The 23,880-nt window shown below is 44.6% G+C and carries 30 protein-coding genes; all 30 read right to left on the bottom strand.

Features of this window, described 5'->3' with window-relative positions; genetic code table 11:
• Nucleotides 1–2: 2 nt before the first annotated feature.
• On the bottom strand, nucleotides 3–1,259 hold the full coding sequence (gene secY / locus AC0MXB_RS00365; RefSeq protein WP_474037419.1) for a preprotein translocase subunit SecY: 1,257 nt from the start codon (nucleotides 1,257–1,259) through the stop codon (nucleotides 3–5).
• Entirely contained in the window at nucleotides 1,260–1,700 is a 441-nt protein-coding gene (gene rplO / locus AC0MXB_RS00360) for a 50S ribosomal protein L15 (protein WP_474037417.1), read from the bottom strand.
• 17 nt (nucleotides 1,701–1,717) lie between these two features.
• Nucleotides 1,718–1,903: a 50S ribosomal protein L30 gene (gene rpmD, locus AC0MXB_RS00355; protein ID WP_474037415.1), complete on the bottom strand. Its 186-nt coding sequence runs from the start codon at nucleotides 1,901–1,903 to the stop codon at nucleotides 1,718–1,720.
• 13 nt (nucleotides 1,904–1,916) lie between these two features.
• The gene (gene rpsE, locus AC0MXB_RS00350) at nucleotides 1,917–2,417 is read right to left on the bottom strand and encodes a 30S ribosomal protein S5 (protein ID WP_474037414.1); all 501 of its coding nucleotides are present in this window, start codon (nucleotides 2,415–2,417) and stop codon (nucleotides 1,917–1,919) included.
• Between the two features lie 17 nt (nucleotides 2,418–2,434).
• Entirely contained in the window at nucleotides 2,435–2,806 is a 372-nt protein-coding gene (rplR, locus tag AC0MXB_RS00345) for a 50S ribosomal protein L18 (protein WP_474037412.1), read from the bottom strand.
• A gap of 20 nt (nucleotides 2,807–2,826) precedes the next feature.
• Nucleotides 2,827–3,375, bottom strand: a complete 549-nt coding sequence (gene rplF / locus AC0MXB_RS00340; RefSeq protein WP_474037411.1) for a 50S ribosomal protein L6 — start codon at nucleotides 3,373–3,375, stop codon at nucleotides 2,827–2,829.
• 26 nt (nucleotides 3,376–3,401) lie between these two features.
• A complete protein-coding gene (gene rpsH, locus AC0MXB_RS00335) occupies nucleotides 3,402–3,800 on the bottom strand; it encodes a 30S ribosomal protein S8 (RefSeq protein ID WP_474037410.1) in 399 nt (132 codons plus the stop codon).
• A 26-nt stretch (nucleotides 3,801–3,826) separates the two neighbouring features.
• Nucleotides 3,827–4,012 (bottom strand): type Z 30S ribosomal protein S14, encoded by a 186-nt coding sequence (locus AC0MXB_RS00330; protein WP_474037409.1) that lies wholly within the window; start codon nucleotides 4,010–4,012, stop codon nucleotides 3,827–3,829.
• A gap of 13 nt (nucleotides 4,013–4,025) precedes the next feature.
• Nucleotides 4,026–4,565, bottom strand: coding sequence for a 50S ribosomal protein L5 (gene rplE, locus AC0MXB_RS00325; RefSeq protein ID WP_474037408.1), 540 nt, complete (start codon nucleotides 4,563–4,565; stop codon nucleotides 4,026–4,028).
• A 22-nt stretch (nucleotides 4,566–4,587) separates the two neighbouring features.
• Nucleotides 4,588–4,926 carry a 50S ribosomal protein L24 gene (gene rplX, locus AC0MXB_RS00320; RefSeq protein ID WP_474037406.1) on the bottom strand — a complete coding sequence of 113 codons (339 nt, stop codon included), beginning with the start codon at nucleotides 4,924–4,926 and terminating at the stop codon, nucleotides 4,588–4,590.
• 24 nt (nucleotides 4,927–4,950) lie between these two features.
• On the bottom strand, nucleotides 4,951–5,319 hold the full coding sequence (gene rplN, locus AC0MXB_RS00315; protein WP_474037405.1) for a 50S ribosomal protein L14: 369 nt from the start codon (nucleotides 5,317–5,319) through the stop codon (nucleotides 4,951–4,953).
• 38 nt (nucleotides 5,320–5,357) lie between these two features.
• Nucleotides 5,358–5,618 carry a 30S ribosomal protein S17 gene (gene rpsQ, locus AC0MXB_RS00310; RefSeq protein WP_474037404.1) on the bottom strand — a complete coding sequence of 87 codons (261 nt, stop codon included), beginning with the start codon at nucleotides 5,616–5,618 and terminating at the stop codon, nucleotides 5,358–5,360.
• A 44-nt stretch (nucleotides 5,619–5,662) separates the two neighbouring features.
• Nucleotides 5,663–5,857 (bottom strand): 50S ribosomal protein L29, encoded by a 195-nt coding sequence (gene rpmC, locus AC0MXB_RS00305; protein ID WP_474037403.1) that lies wholly within the window; start codon nucleotides 5,855–5,857, stop codon nucleotides 5,663–5,665.
• Nucleotides 5,857–6,303, bottom strand: a complete 447-nt coding sequence (rplP, locus tag AC0MXB_RS00300) for a 50S ribosomal protein L16 (protein WP_474037402.1) — start codon at nucleotides 6,301–6,303, stop codon at nucleotides 5,857–5,859. The genes rpmC and rplP overlap by 1 nt, the downstream gene beginning before the upstream one ends.
• On the bottom strand, nucleotides 6,303–6,974 hold the full coding sequence (gene rpsC / locus AC0MXB_RS00295; RefSeq protein ID WP_474037400.1) for a 30S ribosomal protein S3: 672 nt from the start codon (nucleotides 6,972–6,974) through the stop codon (nucleotides 6,303–6,305). Before rpsC ends, rplP begins: the two co-directional genes overlap by 1 nt.
• 21 nt (nucleotides 6,975–6,995) lie before the next feature.
• Nucleotides 6,996–7,328: a 50S ribosomal protein L22 gene (gene rplV / locus AC0MXB_RS00290; protein WP_474037399.1), complete on the bottom strand. Its 333-nt coding sequence runs from the start codon at nucleotides 7,326–7,328 to the stop codon at nucleotides 6,996–6,998.
• A 19-nt stretch (nucleotides 7,329–7,347) separates the two neighbouring features.
• A complete protein-coding gene (gene rpsS, locus AC0MXB_RS00285; protein WP_474037398.1) occupies nucleotides 7,348–7,629 on the bottom strand; it encodes a 30S ribosomal protein S19 in 282 nt (93 codons plus the stop codon).
• 26 nt (nucleotides 7,630–7,655) lie between these two features.
• On the bottom strand, nucleotides 7,656–8,483 hold the full coding sequence (gene rplB, locus AC0MXB_RS00280; protein WP_474037397.1) for a 50S ribosomal protein L2: 828 nt from the start codon (nucleotides 8,481–8,483) through the stop codon (nucleotides 7,656–7,658).
• A 30-nt stretch (nucleotides 8,484–8,513) separates the two neighbouring features.
• Nucleotides 8,514–8,804 (bottom strand): 50S ribosomal protein L23, encoded by a 291-nt coding sequence (rplW, locus tag AC0MXB_RS00275; protein ID WP_474037396.1) that lies wholly within the window; start codon nucleotides 8,802–8,804, stop codon nucleotides 8,514–8,516.
• The gene (gene rplD / locus AC0MXB_RS00270; RefSeq protein WP_474037395.1) at nucleotides 8,804–9,427 is read right to left on the bottom strand and encodes a 50S ribosomal protein L4; all 624 of its coding nucleotides are present in this window, start codon (nucleotides 9,425–9,427) and stop codon (nucleotides 8,804–8,806) included. The genes rplW and rplD overlap by 1 nt, the downstream gene beginning before the upstream one ends.
• Before the next feature lie 31 nt (nucleotides 9,428–9,458).
• Complete coding sequence (gene rplC, locus AC0MXB_RS00265; protein ID WP_474037394.1) at nucleotides 9,459–10,100, bottom strand: 50S ribosomal protein L3; 642 nt, start codon at nucleotides 10,098–10,100, stop codon at nucleotides 9,459–9,461.
• 17 nt (nucleotides 10,101–10,117) lie between these two features.
• Nucleotides 10,118–10,429 carry a 30S ribosomal protein S10 gene (rpsJ, locus tag AC0MXB_RS00260; protein ID WP_474037393.1) on the bottom strand — a complete coding sequence of 104 codons (312 nt, stop codon included), beginning with the start codon at nucleotides 10,427–10,429 and terminating at the stop codon, nucleotides 10,118–10,120.
• Between the two features lie 154 nt (nucleotides 10,430–10,583).
• A complete protein-coding gene (tuf, locus tag AC0MXB_RS00255) occupies nucleotides 10,584–11,786 on the bottom strand; it encodes an elongation factor Tu (protein ID WP_474037391.1) in 1,203 nt (400 codons plus the stop codon).
• Between the two features lie 37 nt (nucleotides 11,787–11,823).
• A complete protein-coding gene (gene fusA / locus AC0MXB_RS00250; RefSeq protein WP_474037390.1) occupies nucleotides 11,824–13,899 on the bottom strand; it encodes an elongation factor G in 2,076 nt (691 codons plus the stop codon).
• A gap of 19 nt (nucleotides 13,900–13,918) precedes the next feature.
• Nucleotides 13,919–14,389: a 30S ribosomal protein S7 gene (rpsG, locus tag AC0MXB_RS00245; protein ID WP_474037388.1), complete on the bottom strand. Its 471-nt coding sequence runs from the start codon at nucleotides 14,387–14,389 to the stop codon at nucleotides 13,919–13,921.
• 43 nt (nucleotides 14,390–14,432) lie between these two features.
• The gene (gene rpsL, locus AC0MXB_RS00240) at nucleotides 14,433–14,807 is read right to left on the bottom strand and encodes a 30S ribosomal protein S12 (protein ID WP_474037387.1); all 375 of its coding nucleotides are present in this window, start codon (nucleotides 14,805–14,807) and stop codon (nucleotides 14,433–14,435) included.
• Between the two features lie 82 nt (nucleotides 14,808–14,889).
• Nucleotides 14,890–15,138: a L7Ae/L30e/S12e/Gadd45 family ribosomal protein gene (locus AC0MXB_RS00235; RefSeq protein ID WP_474037386.1), complete on the bottom strand. Its 249-nt coding sequence runs from the start codon at nucleotides 15,136–15,138 to the stop codon at nucleotides 14,890–14,892.
• Between the two features lie 208 nt (nucleotides 15,139–15,346).
• The gene (rpoC, locus tag AC0MXB_RS00230) at nucleotides 15,347–19,297 is read right to left on the bottom strand and encodes a DNA-directed RNA polymerase subunit beta' (RefSeq protein ID WP_474037385.1); all 3,951 of its coding nucleotides are present in this window, start codon (nucleotides 19,295–19,297) and stop codon (nucleotides 15,347–15,349) included.
• Nucleotides 19,298–19,369: 72 nt separating this feature from the next.
• The gene (gene rpoB, locus AC0MXB_RS00225) at nucleotides 19,370–23,104 is read right to left on the bottom strand and encodes a DNA-directed RNA polymerase subunit beta (protein WP_474037384.1); all 3,735 of its coding nucleotides are present in this window, start codon (nucleotides 23,102–23,104) and stop codon (nucleotides 19,370–19,372) included.
• Nucleotides 23,105–23,448: 344 nt separating this feature from the next.
• Complete coding sequence (rplL, locus tag AC0MXB_RS00220; RefSeq protein WP_474037383.1) at nucleotides 23,449–23,820, bottom strand: 50S ribosomal protein L7/L12; 372 nt, start codon at nucleotides 23,818–23,820, stop codon at nucleotides 23,449–23,451.
• Nucleotides 23,821–23,880 lie beyond the last annotated feature (60 nt).

Genomic DNA, 23,880 nt, shown 5'->3' with positions numbered 1-23,880 from the left:
TCCTACTTCATGAAGCCTTGATAGTGCCGCGCGAGTACGAGCGACTCGATTTGCTTCATCGTATCCAGCGCAACGCCGACGACGATGAGTAGGGCAGTGCCGCCAAAATATACTCCTTGAATATTGGTTGCTGCGACGAGGAAATTCGGCAGTATCGCAATGAGTGCCAAGAAAATTGAACCGGCAAGAGTAATTCTGGTCATCACGCGGTCTAAATAATCAGCGGTCGGTTTCCCCGGGCGTAATCCTGGAATAAAACCACCGTATTTTTTCATGTTCTCTGCCATATCCGATATGTTCATGGTAACCGCAGTATAGAAATACGTGAAGAAAATAATGAGCAGTGCATACAAACTAGTTTGCAGCGGCGTGCCCCACGCAAAATATCCTGCCACGGTTTTTACCCAGGGAACATCAATAAACTGGGCAATGGTTACCGGGAACATGAGCACGGATGACGCAAAGATTATTGGAATAACACCCGCTTGATTTACTTTCAGCGGAATGTGAGTGGAATGACCACCATACATTTTGCGGCCTACAACCCGTTTTGCATACTGCACGGGAATTTTACGCTGGCCTTGTTGAATCAAAATAACAAACACAATCATAGCAATCGCAATAACAGCGAAGAGCAATACATTGAACCAGCTGATACTGCCTGCTGAGAGATATTGATAGATGGTCTGAATACCATCAGGAAGTCTTGATACGATACCAGCAAAAATAATCAGCGAAATTCCGTTGCCAATTCCTTTTTCAGTGATTTGCTCACCGAGCCACATCAAAAATGTAGTGCCTGCTGTAAGGGTTAGTGCAATTAGAAAAATGGAACCGATACCAGGATCAATTATAGCCTGCTTTAAACCAAAAGCCATACCGATTGCTTGGATAAATCCAAGAACCACCGTCCCGTAACGGGTGATTTGTGTAATCTTTTTCCGTCCTTCTTCGCCTTCCTTTGACCACTGTTCAAAAGTGGGCACAACAACAGTTAAAAGCTGCATGATGATGGAAGCATTAATATAAGGAGTAATACTCATGGCAAAAATCGAGAATTTGCTCAAGGCGCCGCCTGAGAATAGGTCCAATAAACCGAACAAGTTTCCTGAAGTGAAAAGCTGTTCAATAACTGAAGCATTCACACCGGGAACGGGAATATGCGTTCCTGCCCGAAACACCAAGAACATGAGAAGCGTAAAAACGATTTTTTGTCTGAGTTCGGTAATCTTGACGATATTGGACAAGGCCTCTAGCACCTAGATCACCTCAACTTTACCACCGGCAGTTTGAATTTTTTCAACAGCGGATTTACTAAAGCCATGAGCTTTAACAGTCAACGCTTTCGTCAATTCACCATTGCCGAGGATACGAACTCCGTCCAACACATTTTTAATTACGCCAGCTTCGATTAAAGCAACATAATCAACAACAGCGCCATCTTCAAAACGATTTAGCTGTGCTACATTTACTTCTACGAATTTAAGCGCATGAATATTTGTGAAACCGCGTTTCGGTAATCTACGATAAAGAGGCATCTGACCGCCTTCAAAACCGCTGCGAACACCGCCGCCGCTCCGAGAATTCTGACCTTTATGACCTTTACCACTCGTTTTGCCAAGACCGCTACCTAAGCCACGACCTACGCGAGTACGAGTTTTTTTCGATCCCGGTGCAGGAGATAATTCATGTAATTTCATCAGTAACACCTCCTCGTTTAGTCTTGTACTTCTTCTACTGTAACGAGATGCTCGATTTTGCGAATCATGCCTCTGATCGCCGGAGTATCTTGTTTTACTACAGTTTTATGCATTTTCGTCAGTCCCAAAGCTTTTGCAGTAGCTCTTTGGTCTTCTGGTCGGCCAATCAGGCTTCGGGTAAGAGTCACGCTAATGTTTGCCACTTTCAATTCCTCCTTAACCCAAAAGTTCCTGGACTGTTTTGCCACGAAGTTCTGCAACTCGTTCGGCCCGTTTCAATTGTTCTAAGCCTTTTAGCGTAGCGCGAACCATGTTATTTGCATTGGAAGATCCAAGCGATTTTGTCAGGATGTCGCGAATACCGGCAAGTTCAAGAACGGCACGGACAGGACCTCCGGCAATAACTCCAGTACCTTCGGAAGCAGGTTTCAATAAAACACGACCGGCGCCGAATTCACCAATAATTTGGTGAGGAATGGTTGTATTTACCATAGGAACCTGAATCAGATTTTTCTTAGCGTCTTCGATACCTTTACGAATTGCTTCCGGTACTTCGCCAGCTTTACCAAGGCCCATACCAACATGACCGTTTTCATCGCCCACTACAACGAGTGCGCTGAACGAAAAACGACGACCGCCTTTTACGACTTTGGCTACACGGTTAATGAAAACCACTTTTTCTTTTAAATCAAGACTTGCATAATCTATTCTAGCCACTGGTGTCCCTCCTTCTTCTAAAACTCTAAACCAGCTTCACGGGCGCCTTCAGCTAATGCTGCAACACGACCATGATAAATATAACCGCCACGATCAAAAACAACTTTCGTAATACCTGCTGCCAAAGCGCGTTTTGCTACTGCAGCGCCGACAAGCTTAGCTGCTGCTGCATTGCCGCTTTTTTCGATGGAAGCGCTGAGTTCTTTATCAACCGTGCTGGCTGATACGAGTGTTACGCCAGTTTCATCGTTAATGATCTGTGCATAAATATGGTTCAAGCTGCGAAATACATTGAGGCGCGGCTTTTCAGCAGTACCAACAACGTTTTTACGCATTCTGTAATGACGTTTTAAACGAGCATCATTCTTGCTGTTCTGTTTACGAAACAAGGTAGTCACTCCTTTCGCGTTTATTTCTTACCTTTACCGCCGGCTTTACCGATCTTACGACGGATTCTTTCGCCTTCATATTTGATGCCTTTGCCTTTGTAAGGTTCAGGTTCACGGAAGGAACGAATGTTAGCAGCAATTGCGCCAACAACTTCTTTATCAATACCAGATACAATGATTTTATTCGGAGCAGGAACATCAATCGTAATTCCTGCAGGCGGTTCTACCGCAACAGGATGAGAGAAACCTAATGTAAGGTTCAATTTATTACCTGCTTTTGCTGCTCTATAGCCGACACCGGCAATTTCTAATGTCTTCGTAAATCCTGCAGTTACGCCTACAACCATGTTGTTTAACAGCGTACGGGTTAAGCCGTGCAAGGATCTATGCGTTTTATTGTCACTGGGACGCTCTACAATAATGGTGTTTTCTTCCATCTTAAGAGCCATATCAGGATGGAATGTACGAGTAAGTTCCCCTTTCGGGCCTTTTACCGACACCACATTGCCTTCCATCTTTACGGTTACACCGCTAGGAATGGTAATAGGCATGCGACCAATTCTAGACATATTTGCACCTCCTAGTCAAAAAATGATTACCAGACGTACGCGATAACTTCGCCGCCAAGGCCTTCTTTACGTGCTTGTTTATCAGTCATAATTCCTTTAGATGTGGAAATTACTGCAATTCCGAGACCACCTAATACGCGAGGCAGGTGAGTGCTCTTCACATATACGCGAAGTCCGGGTTTAGAAATACGTTTAATTCCGTTAATAACTTTTTCCCGATTCGGGCCATATTTTAAGCTAACGCGAATGACGCCCTGCTTGTTGTCAGAAATGCACTCAAAATCTTTAATAAAACCTTCAGATTTTAGAATTTCGGCAACAGCGCGTTTAATATTCGACGCAGGAATTTCAACTTTATCATGATATACCGAGTTAGCATTACGGATGCGAGTCAGTAGATCGGCGATAGGATCAGTCATTACCATTTCAGATTTCCTCCTTTCTCAATGGCTTACCAGCTTGCTTTAGTTACTCCAGGGATAGCACCTTTGTAGCTCAATTCTCTGAAGCAGATACGGCACAATTCAAATTTGCGGATATAGCCGTGCGGACGACCGCAAACTTTGCATCTATTGTATTTACGAACGCTGAATTTCGGTTCGCGTTTCCATTTTTCAATCAATGCCTTTTTGGCCACGAGTGTCCCTCCTTTATGCGCTGAACGGCATCCCCATCAAACGGAGCAATTCACGGGCTTCTTCGTCCGTCTTTGCTGTCGTTACGATAATGATATCCATTCCGCGGATTTTATCGATCTTATCATAATCAATTTCCGGGAAAATCAATTGTTCTTTTACGCCGAGCGTATAGTTGCCACGACCGTCAAATGCTTTCGGGCTAATGCCGCGGAAGTCACGTACGCGAGGTAATGAAACATTGATTAATTTATCAAGGAATTCGTACATTCTGTCGCCGCGCAGGGTGACTTTCGTTCCGATCGGCATACCCTGACGAATTTTAAAAGCAGCGATTGATTTTTTTGCACGAGTTACAACCGGTTTCTGACCAGCGATCTGCGTAAGGTCAGCTACAGCTGCGTCGAGAACTTTCGGATTACCGACAGCTTCACCAACACCCATGTTAATTACGATTTTTTCAACTTTAGGAATTTCCATGACGTTCTTATAACCGAACTTTGTCATCATTTCCTTAGCGATTTCGCTCACAAACTTATCTTTTAAGCGGGCCATTTACGAATACCTCCTTTCCGCTTTATTTATCTTTATCAATAATCTCGCCGCACTTTTTGCAAGTACGCGCAAAAACGCCGCTAGAAAGAGCGGTTTTTTTGATGCGAGTTGGTTCGTTACAAGCTGGGCAAACGAGCATTACTTTGGCTGAATGAATAGCAGCCTCTTTTACCAGAATGCCGCCCTGGGGCATTTTAGCGCTTGGTTTCGTGTGGCGTTTTACTTTGCTTACGCCTTCAACAACGATTTTGCCTTTTTTCGGCTGCGCTTCAATGACTTTCCCCTGTTTGCCTTTATCTTTACCAGACAATACTTTTACAGTATCGCCTTTTTTGACGTGCAATTTCACAGTCTCGGACAAAACAGGACACCTCCTATACTAGTACTAGATAACTTCCGGTGCCAACGAGATGATTTTCATGAAATCTTTTTCACGAAGTTCTCTGGCTACTGGTCCAAAGATACGAGTGCCGCGGGGGCTCTTATCATCTTTGATTACGACTGCTGCATTTTCATCAAAACGGATATAAGATCCGTCGGGACGACGCAGACCTTTACGCGAACGAACAATAACAGCTTTTACAACGTCGCCTTTTTTTACAACACCGCCTGGTGCAGCATCTTTTACAGCAGCGACGACCACATCACCGATGTTGCCGTATTTACGGTAAGAACCGCCAAGTACGCGGATACACATCAGTTTTTTCGCGCCAGTGTTATCAGCCACGTTCATAATGGTTTGTTGTTGGATCATCGTTTTCCCTCCTTATCGACGAGTCTTTTAAGATAAGATTATTTCGCTTTTTCCAGAATCTCCACGACTCTCCAGCGTTTGTCTTTTGATAACGGACGAGTTTCCATAATCTTAACAGTGTCGCCGATATGGCTTTCATTGTTTTCGTCATGGGCTTTAAATTTCACGGTTTGTTTCACCGATTTTTTATAAAGAGCATGTTGTACAAGGCGTTCTACGGCAACAACAACAGTTTTATCCATTTTATCGCTGACAACCTTGCCAATTCTTACTTTACGATCGTTTCTAATTTCAGACACGTTCTAGCGTCCCCCTTCCTTGAAGAGTTCTATCAATTAAGGCTTTATGCTTTCAATTCACGTTCCCGTTGAATTGTTTTAATGCGGGCGATCGTCTTTTTCACTTCACGAATGCGAACCGGATTTTCGAGCTGACCGGTTGCGTGCTGAAATCTGAGGTTAAAAAGTTCGTCTTTAAGCCCAGCTAATTTTTGTTCCAATTCAGTTGCGCTGAATTCGCGGATGTCTTTAACCTTCATTATTCGTCACCACCCACTTCTTGTTCCGGCGCTGCTGTTTCTTCACGTGTCACAAATTTCGATTTGATCGGCAGTTTATGTGCCGCAAGACGCATTGCTTCGCGTGCAATTTCTTCCGGTACGCCAGCCATTTCGAACATGACGCGGCCCGGTTTTACAACAGCTACCCAGTATTCAGGCGAACCTTTACCACTACCCATGCGGGTTTCAGCCGGTTTTGCCGTGATGGGTTTATCCGGGAATATTTTGATCCAAACTTTACCGCCACGTTTGATATAACGAGTCATAGCAATACGGGCTGCTTCGATTTGACGGTTCGTAATCCAGGACGGTTCTAAAGCAACCAAGCCAAATTCGCCATGGCTTACGGTGTTGCCTTTGTTGGCGCGACCTTTCATGCGTCCGCGAAACTGTTTACGATGTTTCACTCTTTTCGGGATCAGCATTAGTTTTCGCTCCCTTCCTCAACGGTAGCGACTGCCTTTTTTGCTTCAGGCAATACTTCACCTTTATAGATCCAGACTTTTACGCCGATACGACCATAAGTAGTATGAGCTTCAGCTGTTCCATAATCAATGTCGGCGCGAAGCGTGTGCAGAGGAATACTTCCTTCACGAACGCTTTCACTACGGGCAATTTCTGCACCGCCCAAACGGCCGCCTACCATAACTTTAATACCTTTTGCTCCCATACGCATCGTGCGTCCGATGGTCTGTTTCATAGCCCGACGGAAAGCAATACGTCTTTCAAGCTGGGAAGCAATATTTTCAGCAACAAGCGTTGCGCTTAATTCGGCATGTTTGATTTCTGCAATATTTACATCAATCGATTTGCCTGTGAGTGCTGCAAGATTTTTACGGATTTCTTCAATTCCGCTGCCACCGCGGCCAATTACCATGCCCGGTTTAGCTGTATGAATCGTAACTTTCGTCCGATTAGCCGCCCGTTCGATTTCAATCAGAGCAACTCCCGAAGCATAAAGTTTCTGTTTTAAGAATTTACGAATTTTCAAATCTTCGTGTAAGTTTTTTGCAAAGTCTTTGCCGGCATACCATTTCGCATCCCACGTTTTAATGATACCAAGGCGAAGACCATGCGGATTAACTTTTTGACCCACTCTATTTCCCTCCTTCGCCTTTTATCTTTCTTTTACGACGATGCTAACATGGCTCGTACGTTTTAAAATTTTAAACGCCTGTCCTCTGGAACGAGGATGGATTCTTTTTAGTGTTGGCCCTTGATCAACAAAAGCTTCTGCTACATAAAGATTGTCAGCGTTCATATCACAATTGTGTTCAGCATTAGCAACTGCTGATTTCAATACTTTTTCGATCACTTCGGATCCTACTTTAGGCACGTGCTTCAAAATTGCGAAGGCTTCGCCAACATTCTTACCGCGAATTAAATCAATTACGATGCGAACTTTGCGAGGAGCAATTCGAATGTGCTTCGCCACTGCTTTGGCTTCCATAGTTTATCCCCCTCTCGGCTTACTTCAATCCGGATGATTTTTCGCTGCCTGCATGCCCTTTGTAGGTACGAGTCGGTGCAAATTCACCCAGTTTATGGCCGACCATATCTTCTGTTACATAAACCGGCACATGTTTGCGACCGTCATGTACAGCAATGGTATGTCCTACAAAGCTTGGCAGAATTGTAGAAGCGCGCGACCAGGTTTTGATGACTTTCTTTTCGTTCTTTTCGTTTAAGCCGTTAATCTTGCTGAGCAAGCTGGCATGGACAAAAGGTCCTTTTTTAATGGATCTGGACACCTATTTTGGCCTCCCTTCTCTACGATCTATTTCGTACGTCTTTTCACGATCAGCTTATCGGAAGCTTTCTTCACGCGGGTTTTAGCACCCATCGCATGTTTACCCCAAGGAGTAACAGGATGTTTGCGGCCGACTGGCGAACGACCTTCACCACCACCATGTGGATGGTCACAAGGATTCATTGCAACACCGCGGTTAGCAGGACGAATCCCAAGCCAGCGAGAACGACCAGCTTTACCAATCGTAATGTTTTCATGTTCTAAATGGCCGACCTGACCAACAGTGGCCCGGCAGTTTACATGCACTTTTCTGATTTCACCAGAAGGTAAACGAAGCAATGCATGATCGCCTTCTTTAGCCATGAGCTGAGCTACAGAACCAGCGGAACGAGCGAGCTGAGCGCCTTTGCCAATTTTGAGTTCAATGTTGTGTACTAAAGTACCAACTGGAATGTTTTTCAGCGGCAGGCAGTTGCCTGTCTTAATATCGGATTCAGAACCGCTTACTACAGTATCGCCGATTTTCAAACCATTCGGTGCGATAATATAGCGTTTTTCACCGTCTGCATAGTTCAAAAGAGCAATGCGAGAAGAACGGTTAGGATCATATTCTATGGTAGCCACTTTGGCAGGAATGCCGTCTTTCGTACGTTTGAAATCGATGATACGATATAAACGTTTATGACCGCCGCCTTGATGACGAACTGTCAAACGACCTTGATTATTACGACCGGCATATTTATTCAGAGGTTCTACGAGAGAACGTTCTGGTTTATTCGTTGTAATTTCGGAAAAATCAGCAACGGTCATAAAACGACGACCAGGAGCGTAAGGTTTAAAACTTTTTGTTGCCATAAGTGTCCCTCCTTTACATTAAAATTTTACTTACAGAACACCTTCGAAGAATGGGATCGTTTCGCCAGCAGCGAGTGTGACGATCGCTTTTTTATAATCAGAGCGTTTGCCCTGCGTACGGCCCATGCGTTTGGTTTTGCCAAGAACGCGCACCGTGTTAACTTTTAATACTTTTACATTGAAAACTTCTTCAATCGCCTGACGGATTTCAACTTTATTAGCAGTTAAACGAACCACAAAAGTGAATTTGTTTTCTTGCATCATAGCAGTTGTTTTTTCCGTAATCAGAGGACGGATGATGATATCGCGTGCGTTAGACATTATGCAAGCACCTCCTCAATCTTGGCGACTGCATCTTTCGTAATAACTACTTTGTCATGATAGAGGATATCATAGACATTTAAGCTTTTCGACGTAATCGTTTTTACGCCGGGAATGTTACGAGAAGATTTTTCTACCGTTTCATCCTGTTCCGCTGTGATAATCAGAGATTTCTTATCTGATTTCAAGTTAGCGAGCATGGATACAACGCTTTTCGTTTTAGGTTCAGCAAAGTTGATTGCATCAACAACTGTCAATTCGCCTTCCTGCACTTTCGCCGTCAAAGCACCTTTGATCGCCAAACGGCGGGCTTTTCTCGGCATGGAGAAGGAATAGCTTCTCGGCAGAGGTCCGAATACAGTACCGCCGCCAACCCAGATGGGAGAACGGGTGCTGCCGGAACGAGCACGGCCAGTGCCTTTTTGTTTCCAAGGTTTTCTGCCGCCGCCACGAACCAATCCTCTTGTTTTCGTAGAAGCATTGCCCTGACGCTGATTAGCCAGCTGCATAACAACTGCCTGATGCATCACTGCGTCAAGAACTTCTACGCTAAATACGTTATCATTTAATTCCAATTCGCCAGTCTGTTCACCAGCGATATTATATACTGCTACTTTCGGCATGTAGTACATCCTCCTTTCTTACAGTCCAGGGTTATTTCCCCGGTTTTACAGTGTTTTTAATTACAATAAAGCCGCCTTTAGGGCCCGGAATTGCACCTTTGATGAGAAGCAGATTGCGAGCTTCATCAACCCGGACAACTGCTAAGCGCTGAACTGTAACTTGCTGTCCGCCCATACGACCTGGCAGTTTTTTGCCTTTGAAAACTTTACCGCCGCCGCCGCTCATTCTAGGTCCGATAGAACCAGGTTCGCGGTGGGATTTCGAGCCGTGACCCATAGGTCCGCGTCTGAAATTATGGCGTTTGATACCGCCGGCAAAACCTTTACCTTTGCTTACGCCGGTAACATCAACAAGGTCACCTTCAGCAAACGTATCGACGCCAACACTCTGACCTACTGTATATTCAGAAGGATCGGACAAACGCAGTTCACGGATAAACTTAACCGGTTTCACGCCAGCTTTTTCGAAGTGGCCTTTCATCGGTTTCGTTACATGTTTATCTTTCACAGTGCCAAAACCAAGTTGGACTGAATTATAGCCATCGTTTTCAATTGTTCTGTTTTGAAGTACAACGTTGTTTCCCGCTTCCAATACTGTTACAGGAATTACTTTTCCTTCAGCCGTAAATATTTGGGTCATGCCAATCTTTTTACCAATAATTGCTTTAGCCATATTCTACATCCTCCTTCCTACAGCTTGATTTCAATGTCCACACCAGCTGGAAGATCTAAACGCATGAGAGCGTCTACAGTCTTTGCAGTTGGTTCCAAAATGTCAATCAGACGTTTGTGAGTACGCATTTCGAATTGCTCACGCGAGTCTTTATTAACATGAGGTGAACGAAGAATCGTAAAGATATTTTTTTCTGTCGGAAGAGGAATAGGACCAGATACCATGGCACCACTTCTCTTAGCTGTGTCTACAATTTTTACTGCACTTTGATCAAGAGCCTTATGATCATATGCTTTTAAACGAATGCGAATCTTTTGTTGTTTCGCCATTTTTTATTGCCTCCTTATCGCCCAGTTTCATTGAACGGACAGTTCTCAGTGGAAATTCCCCTGTTTCCAGCAACCTTCCACCTCATCGCCTTGTTCCATAAGGCTTGCGCCAAGAGTGCATAGCGCACTCTCAGCAGCCTTGGTTGTAAATCTCTTATGCATTAATGGCAGTAACAACACCGGCGCCAACAGTACGGCCGCCTTCACGAATTGCAAAGCGAAGTCCTTCTTCCATTGCAATCGGGGTGATGAGTTCAATATTCATGCGAATGTTGTCGCCAGGCATTACCATTTCTACGCCTTCTGGAAGCGTAACGACTCCAGTTACGTCAGTTGTTCTGAAGTAGAACTGTGGACGGTAACCATTGAAGAACGGTGTATGACGGCCGCCTTCTTCTTTGCTCAATACATATACTTCAGCAGCATATTTCGTATGAGGGTTAATCGAACCTGGTTTTGCAAGTACTTGACCGCGTTCGATATCTTTTCTTTCAACACCACGCAGCAGTGCTCCGATGTTGTCGCCTGCTACAGCGCTGTCAAGAAGTTTGCGGAACATTTCTACGCCTGTTACAACCGTAGATTTTGCTTTTTCCTGCATGCCGACGATTTCAATTGTATCGCCAACTTTTACTACGCCACGTTCTACACGGCCTGTTGCTACTGTACCACGACCCGTGATCGTGAACACGTCTTCGACTGGCATTAAGAACGTTTTGTCCGTATCACGAACAGGGGTAGGAATGTATTCATCTACTGCATCCATCAGTTCATGGATTTTGCCGCACCATTCGCAATCGCGTTTGCCACAAGCGCATTCCAGAGCTTTTACTGCAGAACCTGCGATTACAGGGATGTCATCGCCAGGGAATTCATAACTGGAGAGAAGTTCACGAACTTCCATTTCTACCAATTCGATCAGTTCTGCGTCATCTACAAGGTCCATCTTGTTCAAGAATACGACCATTGCAGGTACGCCTACCTGACGGGAAAGAAGGATATGTTCGCGAGTCTGAGGCATCGGGCCGTCAGCTGCACTTACTACCAAGATTGCTCCGTCCATCTGCGCTGCGCCGGTGATCATGTTTTTTACATAGTCAGCATGGCCTGGGCAGTCAACGTGGGCATAGTGGCGGTTTTCAGTTTCATATTCTACGTGAGCTGTATTGATTGTAATACCGCGTTCTCTTTCTTCAGGAGCTTTATCGATCATGTCATATGCCATGAACTCTGCGCCGCCTGCTTTTGCCAGCGTCATCGTGATTGCTGCTGTTAAGGATGTTTTACCATGGTCAACGTGACCGATGGTTCCAATGTTAACATGCGGTTTTGTTCTTTCAAACTTTTTCTTAGCCATTAGTTTTGCCTCCTAAGACTTATTTTTTTGCTCCGATTTAGCCTTTCACTTTCGTGACAATAGCTTCGGAAATATTTTTGGGAACATCTTCATAATGATGGAATTCCATCGAGTAGTTGCCACGACCTTGCGTCCGAGAACGAAGATCTGTTGCATAACCAAACATTTCAGCAAGAGGAACATAGGCTTTGATGCTTTGAGCACCAGCACGAGATTCCATACCTTCAATGCGACCACGACGAGAATTCAAATCACCGATAACGTCGCCCATGTATTCTTCAGGAACAATGACTTCGACTTTTTCATAAGGCTCTAACAGTACTGGATTTGCTTTTTGAGCACCGGCTTTGAAGCCCATGGAACCAGCAATTTTAAAGGCCATTTCTGAGGAGTCAACGTCATGGTAAGAACCGTCAAATACTTGAACTTTGATATCTACCATTGGATAACCAGCTACAACGCCGTTTTCCATGGCTTCTTTGATACCAGCTTCAATTGGTGAAATGTATTCTCTAGGAATCGCACCACCAACGATTTTGCTTTCAAAGCTAAAGCCAGTACCAGGTTCTTGCGGAATAAGTTCAAGCCAGCAATGACCATATTGACCACGACCACCGGACTGACGAACAAATTTACCTTCCGCTTTAACCTGCTTGCGGATTGTTTCACGGTAAGCAACCTGCGGTTTACCCACGTTGCATTCTACCTTGAATTCACGCAGCATACGGTCAACAATGATTTCTAAGTGAAGTTCACCCATACCAGAAATGATTGTTTGACCAGTTTCCTGATCAGTATTCATCCGGAAAGTAGGATCTTCTTCTGCAAGTCTTGCCAGAGCAATACCCATTTTTTCTTGGTCAGCTTTGGTTTTCGGTTCAACGGCTACAGAGATAACCGGCTCAGGGAATACCATAGACTCAAGAATAATAGGGCTCTTATCATCGCAAAGCGTGTCGCCAGTCGTTGTGTCTTTCAGACCAACAGCTGCAGCGATATCGCCTGTATACACTGTGTCAATTTCTTCACGATGGTTGGCATGCATCTGAAGGATACGGCCAATGCGTTCTTTTTTACCTTTAGTAGAATTGAACACATAAGAACCGGAAGAAATTTTACCAGAGTAAACGCGGAAGAAAGCAAGTTTGCCGACATAAGGGTCAGCCATAATTTTAAAGGCTAAAGCTGAGAAAGGAAGTTCATCGCTCGATGCACGTTCGTCCTCTTCACCCGAATCAGGGTTTACACCCTTAATAGCCGGGATATCGATTGGAGCCGGCATAAAGTCGACAACTGCGTCAAGCAGCGGCTGAACGCCTTTGTTTTTGTAGGAAGAACCACAAAGAACAGGAGTCATTTTGCAAGCGATCGTTGCTTTACGAATCCCTGCTTTGATCTCTTCAACAGTAAACTCTTCGCCTTCGAGATATTTCATCATTAATTCGTCATCGCTTTCAGCAACTGCATCAAGCAAGTTCTGACGATATTTATCAGTCAATTCCTTCATATCTTCCGGAATGTCTGCTTCTTCATTTGTTTTGCCAAGATCGTCGGTGTAGATATGAGCTTTCATTTCTACAAGGTCAATCAGGCCAACATAGGTATCTTCAAAGCCAATTGGCAATTGAATAGGAACCGCATTAGCATGGAGACGGTCTTTCATCATATCGACAACGCGATAGAAATCAGCACCGATAATATCCATTTTATTTACATAAGCCATGCGGGGAACGCTGTATTTATCAGCCTGACGCCAAACGGTTTCAGACTGAGGCTCTACGCCACCCTTTGCACAGAAGACAGCTACCGAGCCATCAAGAACGCGCAGGGACCGTTCTACTTCTACTGTAAAGTCCACGTGTCCTGGTGTGTCAATGATGTTAATGCGATGGCCTTTCCACTGGGCTGTAGTGGCCGCCGAGGTAATCGTGATACCTCTTTCTTGTTCTTGCACCATCCAGTCCATCGTCGCAGCGCCATCATGTACTTCGCCAATCTTATGCACTCTGCCTGTATAGAACAGAATACGTTCTGTGGTAGTGGTTTTTCCAGCGTCGATATGAGCCATGATGCCAATGTTACGCGTATTTTCAAGTGTAAACTTTCTGGCCACTATCTTTCACTCCTCACTGTTACCACCGATAATGAGCAAACGCCTTATTGGCTTCCGCCATTTTATGGGTATCTTCTTTTTTCTTAATTGCTGCACCTGTGTTATTTGCTGCATCCATCAATTCGGCAGCCAATCTTTCGTGCATGGTTTTTTCACCGCGTTTACGGCTGTAATCAACCATCCAACGAATTCCCAGAGTCAGTCGACGGTCGCTGCGAACTTCCACAGGAACCTGGTAGTTAGCACCACCAACACGACGAGCTCTTACTTCTAGTACAGGCATAACATTTTTCATTGCCTGATCAAATACTTCTAACGGATCCTTACCGGTCTTTGCTCTTACGATTTCAAAAGCATTATAAACGATGCTTTCTGCAACGCCTTTTTTACCATCAAGCATTACTTTATTAATGAACCGAGTAACAATTTTAGAATTGTATACTGGATCTGGTAACACGTCACGCTTTGGTACTGCACCTTTTCTCGGCATGAACATTCCCTCCTTCTTCAAAACTCAAACCTAGTTACGCGTCTTATTTCTTCGCACGTTTCGCACCGTATTTCGATCTACCCTGACCTCGTTTTTGCACACCTGCAGTATCAAGCGCACCGCGGATAATGTGATAACGAACACCTGGTAAATCTTTTACTCTACCGCCACGAATCAGAACCACGCTATGTTCTTGCAAGTTGTGGCCGATACCGGGGATGTAAGCAGTTACTTCGATTCCGTTAGTTAAACGTACACGAGCAACCTTACGCAATGCGGAGTTTGGTTTTTTCGGAGTCGTTGTATATACTCTTGTGCAAACACCACGTTTTTGCGGGCTTTCTTTCAAAGCCGGCGCAGTGGATTTTTGCTCCATTGTTTGTCTGCTTTTGCGTACTAATTGGTTAATTGTTGGCATCCTGGCACCTCCTTCCCAAAATTTAGATTGATAGTTATAAAGAATTTCATATTTCCTTTAAGAAAACATGAAATTTTTTAACTTACCCTTCAGCAACAACTGCTACAGCCGCCGCACCGACCTCAATTGCACAGGCCTTTCCAAGCTCAGCCATTGTCATTCCCGCTTCGAGAGCAACTCCTTTACTCTTACAAAGAGTTTTGAGCGGTTCAACGAGACGTTCTTCCGCATCGTCCGCCACCCACACACGATTTGCTAACCCTTTTTCCACGGCTTTGGTGACTTGTTTAATTCCAATCACTTTCTTGGCATTTTTCAGGTTTTGCAACACCGTAATTCACTCCTTTGCGACAAGCAACCATCGGAAAAAATATTTTTTTCTTCTGGGCACTCTGATATTTTATCACTACCAGTAGTCAATGTCAACTATTCTTCTAATAAAATCAATACTTTTTATGCCCACGCTTCCGTGTGTATCATTTTAACAAGAAAGCGCAGATAAACCTGCGCTTTCTTGTGTTAAACTCCTGCCTCAGCTATTAAGAATTGCTTTCTTCTGATGATACAGGTTTAATTGTTTTGATATTGCTATAACGGCTCATGCCTGTTCCTGCCGGTACAAGCTTACCAATAATAACATTTTCTTTCAAGCCCAAGAGCGGATCGACTTTACCTTTAATCGCTGCTTCAGTCAGGACACGAGTCGTTTCCTGGAAGGAAGCTGCCGATAAGAAAGAGTCAGTAGCCAAGGAAGCTTTGGTAATACCAAGGAGAATCGGACGAGCAATAGCCGGTTCGCCACCGCTTTCCATGGTTTTGGCGTTTTCTTCTTCAAAAGTAATAATATCGATATATTCGCCTGGCAGAAGTTCCGTATCACCGGCTTCTTCCACTTTGACTTTATGCATCATTTGGCGAACCATAACTTCCAAATGCTTGTCGTTGATTTCAACGCCTTGAGATTTATAAACTTTCTGTACTTCATGGACAAGGTAGCGCTGTGTTGCTCTTAAACCGCTGACGCGTAAAATATCATGAGGATTTACTGCGCCTTCTGTTAAGCGATCGCCAGCTTCTACGGTCATTCCATCGCGGACTGTCATACGAGCGCCGTAAGGGATGCTGTAAATATGCTCTTCGCCGCCACCAGACGGAATAATCGTAACTTTTCTCTGTCCTTTGACTTCTTTAACTTCAACCGTTCCGTCCACTTCGGTAATAATCGCTTGCCGTTTTGGCTTTCTCGCTTCGAACAGTTCTTCGACACGAGGCAGACCCTGCGTAATATCGTCACCGGCAACACCGCCGGTATGGAATGTACGCATTGTAAGCTGTGTGCCCGGTTCGCCGATTGACTGAGCGGCAATAATACCAACTGCTTCGCCTACATCTACCGTATGGCCTGTAGCCAAGTTACGGCCATAGCATTTAATGCAGACGCCGTAGCGTGATTTACAATTGAGAACAGAACGGATTTTAACGCGTTTTTTGACCTTAGCTACTTTTTCAGCCAGAAGTTCGTCCATCATGCCATTAAGCGGCACAAGTACTTCGCCAGTAGTTTCATCAATAATATCTTCCGCTGCGACACGACCAATCAGACGATCACTCAGTTTTTCAATAACGCTGTTGCCTTCGGTAATATCTTCTACATAAATACCTTGAATATTATTGTTTCTCACTTTAACTTCTTTAACATCGCTAGCTAGAATCGCTTCAATATGCTCTTCCAGTAGCGGCGTATCAGCGGGAACAATTTCTTCGCCACTATTTGTTGTTACAGCAGCAGTGGTATTTTTGCCCAGCATTTCGCGAATCATCGCCTGTTTCAGGTGCTGACGCGTATGCTCTTCTGGTTCACCGAGGGTAATCGTTTCGATTTCAGCCGAGTTTTTCATATCTTCTGATTCGTCTTCTCTGCCGCGCAACTTAATTTCAGCAACGGCATTTTCGCCAATTACATCAAGATGCGCTTCAGCAAGGACTGTATCATGAGCCACTAACAGGCTATCGTCTTTCGGACTGACAATATCTTCAGCTACGACACGGCCAAGTAATGCGTCTTTCAGCATGTGAATAGCGCTAGCACTTGTTTGCGCCAGTCGAGCCCGTTCTCTAACAAGATTGATACCGATGACATCGCAGTCTTCTTCCCGGATAATTACATCCTGCGCTACGTCAACAAGACGGCGGGTAAGATACCCGGAGTCAGCCGTACGAAGAGCCGTATCAGCCAAACCTTTACGAGCACCATGTGTCGAAATAAAGTACTCTAACACGGTAAGACCTTCACGGAAGTTTGCTTTAATTGGTAAATCGATGATACGTCCCGAAGGATCAGCCATCAAACCGCGCATACCAGCCAGCTGACGAATCTGCTGAATGTTACCACGAGCACCAGACGTAGCCATCATGTATACAGGATTGAATTCATCAAGTGAATTCATCAGAGCATGTGTTACATCATCTGTCGCTTTTGTCCAAAGCGTAATAACTTTTTTATAACGTTCATCATCAGTGATCAGGCCGCGACGGAATTGCTTATCAATGACGTCGACATCATGTTCAGCCTCAGCAATAATATCTTTCTTCGCTTCTGGCACAATAATATCGGAAATTGCAATTGTCATACCAGCTCGGCAAGCAAAAGCATAACCGAGACGTTTTACATTATCAATTACATCAGCTGTTTTCGTATTGCCAAATACACGGTAGCATTCCGCAACAAGTTTACCAAGCTGTTTTTTATCCATCAAGATACCAAGACAAGTTTCGCCATCTTTTTGATAATAATAGCGAAGTTCTTCTGGCAATGCTTCATTGAAGATCAAGCGACCGATTGTCGTATTGACAAGACCATGACCTGGCATACGCACTTTAACAGGCGCTTGCAAATGCGTCGTTTTCTGCTGATAAGCCAGTAACGCTTCAGTCGAATTGGAGAAAATAGTTCCTTCTCCCAAAGCGCCAGGGCGTTCAATCGTCAAATAATAAGCGCCAAGAACCATATCCTGCGTCGGAGTTACAACAGGCTTGCCGTCTTTCGTTGACAAGATATTGTGAGCCGCTAGCATGAGTAGGCGGGCTTCTGACTGCGCTTCAGCGGAAAGAGGTACGTGAACTGCCATTTGGTCACCGTCGAAGTCGGCGTTATAAGCCGTACAAACAAGCGGATGAAGTTTGATGGCGCGGCCTTCGGAAAGAACCGGTTCAAAGGCCTGAATACCCAGACGATGAAGTGTTGGCGCACGGTTCAAGAGAACAGGATGTTCTTTAATAACTTCTTCTAAGACATCCCATACTTCTGGACGAACGCGTTCTACCATCCGTTTAGCGCTTTTGATATTATGAGCATGACCGGCATTGACCAGTTTTTTCATAACAAAAGGCTTAAAGAGCTCAAGAGCCATTTCTTTTGGCAGACCGCACTGATGGAGTTTCAGTTCCGGACCGACAACGATAACGCTACGACCAGAATAGTCAACACGTTTTCCCAGTAGATTCTGACGGAAACGACCTTGTTTGCCTTTCAGCATATCACTTAAAGATTTTAACGGACGATTGCCAGGTCCGGTAACCGGACGACCGCGACGGCCATTGTCAATCAAAGCATCGACAGCTTCCTGGAGCATCCGTTTTTCGTTGCGTACAATAATATCAGGCGCACCGAGGTCTAACAAACGTTTCAATCGATTATTCCGGTTGATCACGCGACGATACAAATCATTGAGGTCGGAAGTGGCAAAACGTCCGCCGTCAAGCTGTACCATCGGACGCAGTTCCGGTGGTATAACCGGAACAACATCCATAATCATCCACTCCGGACGATTGCCTGACTTTCTGAAGGCTTCGGAAACCTCCAAGCGACGAATCGCCCGGATCTTTCTCTGCCCGCTGACTTCTTTCAGTTCCTGGCGAAGCTCGCGACTCATTTTCTCAAGATCAAGCTCTTCGAGAAGTTTTTTAATCGCTTCAGCGCCCATGCCAACTTTAAAGGCACTGCCGTATTTATCGCGATACTCACGGTATTCGCTTTCATTCAGCAGTTGCCGTTTCATGAGCGGCGTGTCACCAGGATCTAATACGATATAAGAAGCAAAGTAAAGAACTTTTTCCAAAGACCGCGGGGAGATGTCAAGAATCAACCCCATACGGCTCGGAATTCCTTTAAAATACCAAATATGCGAAACAGGGGCAGCCAGTTCAATATGGCCCATGCGTTCCCGACGAACTTTCGAACGGGTTACTTCGACGCCGCAGCGATCGCAGACAATGCCCTTATAGCGAATGCGCTTATACTTGCCGCAATGACATTCCCAATCGCGTGTTGGTCCAAATATCTTTTCGCAAAAGAGGCCTTCCCGCTCGGGTTTTAAGGTACGATAGTTAATAGTTTCCGGCTTTTTGACTTCGCCGTGAGACCATTTGCGGATTTGATCAGGTGAAGCTAATCCAATACGCATCGAATCAAAATTGTTTACATCCAACAAGGAGGATCGCTCCCTTCATAGCTTACTCAAAGTTCTGATGATCTTTTTCCTCGTTTTTTCGACGAATGAATCTTATAAATCGTCTTCGTCATCCCGCGGCGGCAGCTTCAAATCGCTGTCATGATCCATTTCACCGATTTCAGCAATAATATCAAGCTCTTCTTCAATCGGCCCTAAATGATCGCCTGCTTCCAGTTCGTCAGCATTTTCATCGACCATTTCATTATTAGCCAAGCCGTGGGAACTATGGCTAATATCATCGCCGGTCAGATTCAGTTCCAGCTCTTGAGCTGTTTCATGCACATCATCATCGGTGTCGCGAATCTGAATTTCTTTAGCATCTTCTGTAAGAATCTTAATATCGAGACCAATACTTTGGAGTTCTTTAATTAGTACTTTAAAGGATTCAGGCACGCCTGGTTCCGGTACATTTTCGCCTTTGACAATGGCTTCGTATGTTTTTACACGACCAACCACGTCATCAGATTTCACTGTCAAGAGCTCTTGCAGCGTATAAGCGGCGCCATAGGCCTCCAGGGCCCAAACTTCCATTTCGCCGAAGCGCTGGCCGCCAAATTGCGCTTTACCGCCGAGCGGCTGCTGCGTAACAAGTGAGTACGGACCAGTGGAACGCGCATGAATTTTATCATCAACTAAGTGAGCTAATTTCAGCATATACACATAGCCAACAGTAACTTTATTATCAAAAGGTTCGCCCGTACGGCCATCATATAGAATGGTTTTACCATCTTCTGATGCGCCAGCAACATGGAGCGTGTTTAAAATATCCTGATAGGTTGCACCGTCGAAAACAGGTGTTGCCAAATGAACGCCCGCTTTATCGGGTTTTGGCAGACCATACGTATCAACGTCGTAATTGACTTCTTTTAGCTTTTCCGCAATATTCAAATCGCCAGCTTTAATTTTAAGACCAATTACGTGAGCCGCCCAGCCTAAATGTGTTTCCAAAACCTGACCGATGTTCATACGAGATGGTACGCCGAGCGGATTTAACACAATCTGTACTGGTGTGCCGTCTGGTAAAAATGGCATATCCTCTTCCCGCATAATCCGGGAAACAACCCCTTTGTTACCATGACGACCGGCCATTTTATCGCCTTCAGAAATCTTACGTTTCTGTGCAATATAAACGCGGACAAGTTCATTGACGCCTGGTGGCAATTCATCGCCATTTTCTCGCGTAAATACCTTAACGTCAACAATTTTACCAGCTTCGCCATGAGGTACTCTAAGTGACGTATCACGCACTTCGCGAGCTTTTTCACCGAAAATTGCCCGAAGCAGTCGTTCTTCAGCAGTTAATTCGGTTTCCCCTTTCGGCGTTACCTTACCAACGAGAATATCGCCAGGCCGTACTTCAGCGCCAACGCGGATAATCCCTTGATCATCAAGATCACGCAACACTTCTTCGGCTACGTTAGGAATATCACGAGTAATTTCTTCCGGTCCAAGTTTTGTATCACGAGCATCGCATTCATATTCTTCAATATGAATGGATGTAAAGATATCTTCTTTGACAAGTTTTTCACTTAAAAGAATAGCATCTTCGTAGTTATAGCCTTCCCAAGGCATAAACGCAACAAGCACATTATAACCAAGAGCCAGCTCGCCTTTATCGGTCGACGGTCCGTCAGCAAGTACCTGTCCTTTTACTACTTTTTCGCCGCGATATACAATCGGCTTTTGATTGATACAAGTTCCCTGATTGGAACGCAAATACTTTAAGAGCTTGTATGTATCAAGTGCGCCACTTTCGGTGCGAATATGAACTTCATTGGCCGTAACACGTTCAATTACGCCTGGCCGTTTCGCTAGAACGCAAACACCAGAGTCACAAGCTGCTTTATACTCCATCCCAGTACCAACAAGCGGCGCCTGAGTTTTTAATAGAGGAACAGCCTGACGCTGCATGTTCGCACCCATTAAGGCACGGTTAGCATCATCATTTTCCAAGAAGGGGATCATCGCTGTTGCAATGGAAACCACCTGTTTTGGCGATACGTCCATATAATCTACTTTTTCCGCCGGAACAATGAGGGTATCATGTTTCGAACGGGCTGTTACTCTTTCTTCTTTAAACCAACCATCGTCGCCTAACGCTTCGTTGGCCTGAGCAACAATCATTTCATCTTCTTCGTCAGCAGTCAGATAGTAAACATCTTCCGTTACTTTACGATTTACTTTATCGATTTTCCGGTAAGGAGTCTCAATAAAGCCGAATTCATTAATTCGGGCAAACGTAGAAAGAGAACCAATCAGACCGATATTCGGACCTTCTGGCGTTTCAATCGGACACATGCGACCATAGTGAGAATGGTGAACGTCGCGGACTTCAAAGCCAGCTCGTTCACGACTTAAGCCGCCAGGTCCCAAGGCGCTTAAACGCCGTTTATGGGTAAGTTCTGCCAGTGGATTCGTCTGATCCATAAACTGTGACAACTGGCTGGAACCGAAAAATTCTTTAATTGCCGCTACAACAGGTCGAATGTTAATCAAAGCCTGTGGTGTAATCACATCAACGTCTTGAATGGTCATACGTTCTTTTACAACGCGTTCCATACGAGACAAGCCAATGCGGAACTGATTCTGCAGCAATTCACCAACCGAACGGAGACGACGATTGCCCAGATGATCAATATCATCCGTTGTGCCAACGCCTTCCATTAGATTGAGCAAATAGCTGATAGAAGCAAGAATATCTTCCTTCGTAATCGTACGGTGCTGATAAGGCAGCCCCGTATTGCAGATTACTTTCAGTGGCGTTCCGTCTTTTTGCTTAATTTTCACTTCAACTAAGCGACCTTCCAACGTTTCACTGTGAAAAATACCGCTTTCTTCCACTGTATCACAAGCAGTCTCATCCATAATCGTGTCAGCAGGCAAAATAATTTCGCCGCTAGCGCGATCTACAAGTGGTTCATATAGGGTTTTCCCATAAAGCCGGCGGCGCCAGCCTAATTTCTTAGTTAATTTATAACGACCGACCGTCGCTAAGTCATAGCGCTTCGGATCAAAGAAAAGCGATTCCAAAAGCTGTGTTGCATTTTCTACCGTTGGCGGTTCGCCAGGACGGAGACGCTTGTAAATTTCGACTAAAGCTTCTTCTTTGGAATCTGTATTATCGCGTTCAAGCGTCGCGCGAATCCGCGCGTCATCATAGAAAAGTTCATTAATCGCTACGCCCGACGTATAACCGAGCGCTCTAATCAAAATCGTCGCAGGAAGCTTACGCGTACGGTCCACCCGCACGGAAAGCACGTCATTTGCATCTGTTTCAAACTCCAGCCAAGCTCCGCGATTAGGAATGACTGTGGCGTTGTAGAGTTTTTTGCCGCTTGTGTCAATGGTTTCACCATAATAAACGCCAGGCGAACGAACGAGCTGACTAACAATAACACGTTCCGCCCCATTGATAATAAATGTACCCGTTTCGGTCATCAGCGGAAAATCGCCCATAAATACTTCTTGTTCTTTAATTTCGCCTGTTTCACGATTGATTAGGCGAACATTGACTCGAAGCGGCGCTGAATAAGTTACGTCGCGCTCCTTGCATTCTTCCACATCATACTTTGGTTCGCCCAAGGTGAAATTTTCAAAGGATAATACGAGGTTTCCCGTAAAATCTTGAATTGGTGATACATCATGAAAAATTTCTTGTAAACCTTCGCGCAAAAACCATTGGTAAGAATTCTTCTGAAGTTCGATCAGGTTGGGCATATCCAGCACTTCATTAATTTTTGCATAACTGTACCTTTCTCTCTTGCCCACCGGAACAGGATTGAACATGAAATCCTTCACCCCTTAGCCCTTTTTGACTCAACATACAAATCTTTCACCTTAAGACCGAATCAGAATTACATCCTGCCTTAAGAACAAGAAATACGAAAAAGAAGCAAGGTTCAACTTTCATCATAAGGACCTTGCTTGTTTTAATTGGTGAAATGTTCTTTAGCTTCCACCATATTACTATTTCCTGCCAATATAAAATTTATACATTTTCGCAACGTAAATCTTGATAAAATACATTTACGTATCGCAATTTAAAATGTTATCACGTTTTGTTGAATTAGTCAAGATAATTATGAAAAAAATTAGACGCCCAGAATTCCGGGCGTCTGACTTTTGCAAAATTATTTAACTTCTACAGTTGCGCCAGCTTCTTCTAATTTAGCTTTCAGAGCGTCAGCGTCAGCTTTAGCAACTTTTTCTTTAATAGCTTTAGGTGCGCCATCAACTAATTCTTTAGCTTCTTTGAGGCCAAGACCAGTTACTTCGCGAACAACTTTGATTACGTTGATTTTGGAAGCGCCAGCGCTAGCCAAAATTACGTCGAATTCAGTTTTTTCTTCAGCAGCAGCAGCGCCGCCAGCTGCAGGAGCAGCTGCAACAGCTACAGGAGCAGCTGCGGATACACCGAATTTTTCTTCTAAAGCTTTAACAAGCTCGGACAGTTCCAATACTGTCATAGATTCAATAGCTTCCATGATTTGTTCTTTAGTCATTATAAAAACCCTCCGTTATTTGTTTTGTTTTTTTACTTACTTACTACGGCTTAAGAAATC

The organism is Pelorhabdus sp. sgz311001 (assembly GCF_055901755.1).
This window is presented reverse-complemented; position numbering and strand designations above follow the sequence as displayed.

What these genes read in the sequence shown, in the direction of transcription:
- rplO (WP_474037417.1), bottom strand. Translation starts at nt 1,700, where the DNA reads ATGAAATTACATGAATTATCTCCTGCACCGGGATCGAAAAAAACTCGT.
- rplF (WP_474037411.1), bottom strand. Translation starts at nt 3,375, where the DNA reads ATGTCTAGAATTGGTCGCATGCCTATTACCATTCCTAGCGGTGTAACC.
- rpsH (WP_474037410.1), bottom strand. Translation starts at nt 3,800, where the DNA reads ATGGTAATGACTGATCCTATCGCCGATCTACTGACTCGCATCCGTAAT.
- rplE (WP_474037408.1), bottom strand. Translation starts at nt 4,565, where the DNA reads ATGGCCCGCTTAAAAGATAAGTTTGTGAGCGAAATCGCTAAGGAAATG.
- rplN (WP_474037405.1), bottom strand. Translation starts at nt 5,319, where the DNA reads ATGATCCAACAACAAACCATTATGAACGTGGCTGATAACACTGGCGCG.
- rpmC (WP_474037403.1), bottom strand. Translation starts at nt 5,857, where the DNA reads ATGAAGGTTAAAGACATCCGCGAATTCAGCGCAACTGAATTGGAACAA.
- rplP (WP_474037402.1), bottom strand. Translation starts at nt 6,303, where the DNA reads ATGCTGATCCCGAAAAGAGTGAAACATCGTAAACAGTTTCGCGGACGC.
- rplV (WP_474037399.1), bottom strand. Translation starts at nt 7,328, where the DNA reads ATGGAAGCCAAAGCAGTGGCGAAGCACATTCGAATTGCTCCTCGCAAA.
- rplB (WP_474037397.1), bottom strand. Translation starts at nt 8,483, where the DNA reads ATGGCAACAAAAAGTTTTAAACCTTACGCTCCTGGTCGTCGTTTTATG.
- rplW (WP_474037396.1), bottom strand. Translation starts at nt 8,804, where the DNA reads ATGTCTAACGCACGCGATATCATCATCCGTCCTCTGATTACGGAAAAA.
- rplD (WP_474037395.1), bottom strand. Translation starts at nt 9,427, where the DNA reads ATGCCGAAAGTAGCAGTATATAATATCGCTGGTGAACAGACTGGCGAA.
- rplC (WP_474037394.1), bottom strand. Translation starts at nt 10,100, where the DNA reads ATGGCTAAAGCAATTATTGGTAAAAAGATTGGCATGACCCAAATATTT.
- rpsJ (WP_474037393.1), bottom strand. Translation starts at nt 10,429, where the DNA reads ATGGCGAAACAACAAAAGATTCGCATTCGTTTAAAAGCATATGATCAT.
- tuf (WP_474037391.1), bottom strand. Translation starts at nt 11,786, where the DNA reads ATGGCTAAGAAAAAGTTTGAAAGAACAAAACCGCATGTTAACATTGGA.
- rpsG (WP_474037388.1), bottom strand. Translation starts at nt 14,389, where the DNA reads ATGCCGAGAAAAGGTGCAGTACCAAAGCGTGACGTGTTACCAGATCCA.
- rpsL (WP_474037387.1), bottom strand. Translation starts at nt 14,807, where the DNA reads ATGCCAACAATTAACCAATTAGTACGCAAAAGCAGACAAACAATGGAG.
- rpoB (WP_474037384.1), bottom strand. Translation starts at nt 23,104, where the DNA reads ATGTTCAATCCTGTTCCGGTGGGCAAGAGAGAAAGGTACAGTTATGCA.
- rplL (WP_474037383.1), bottom strand. Translation starts at nt 23,820, where the DNA reads ATGACTAAAGAACAAATCATGGAAGCTATTGAATCTATGACAGTATTG.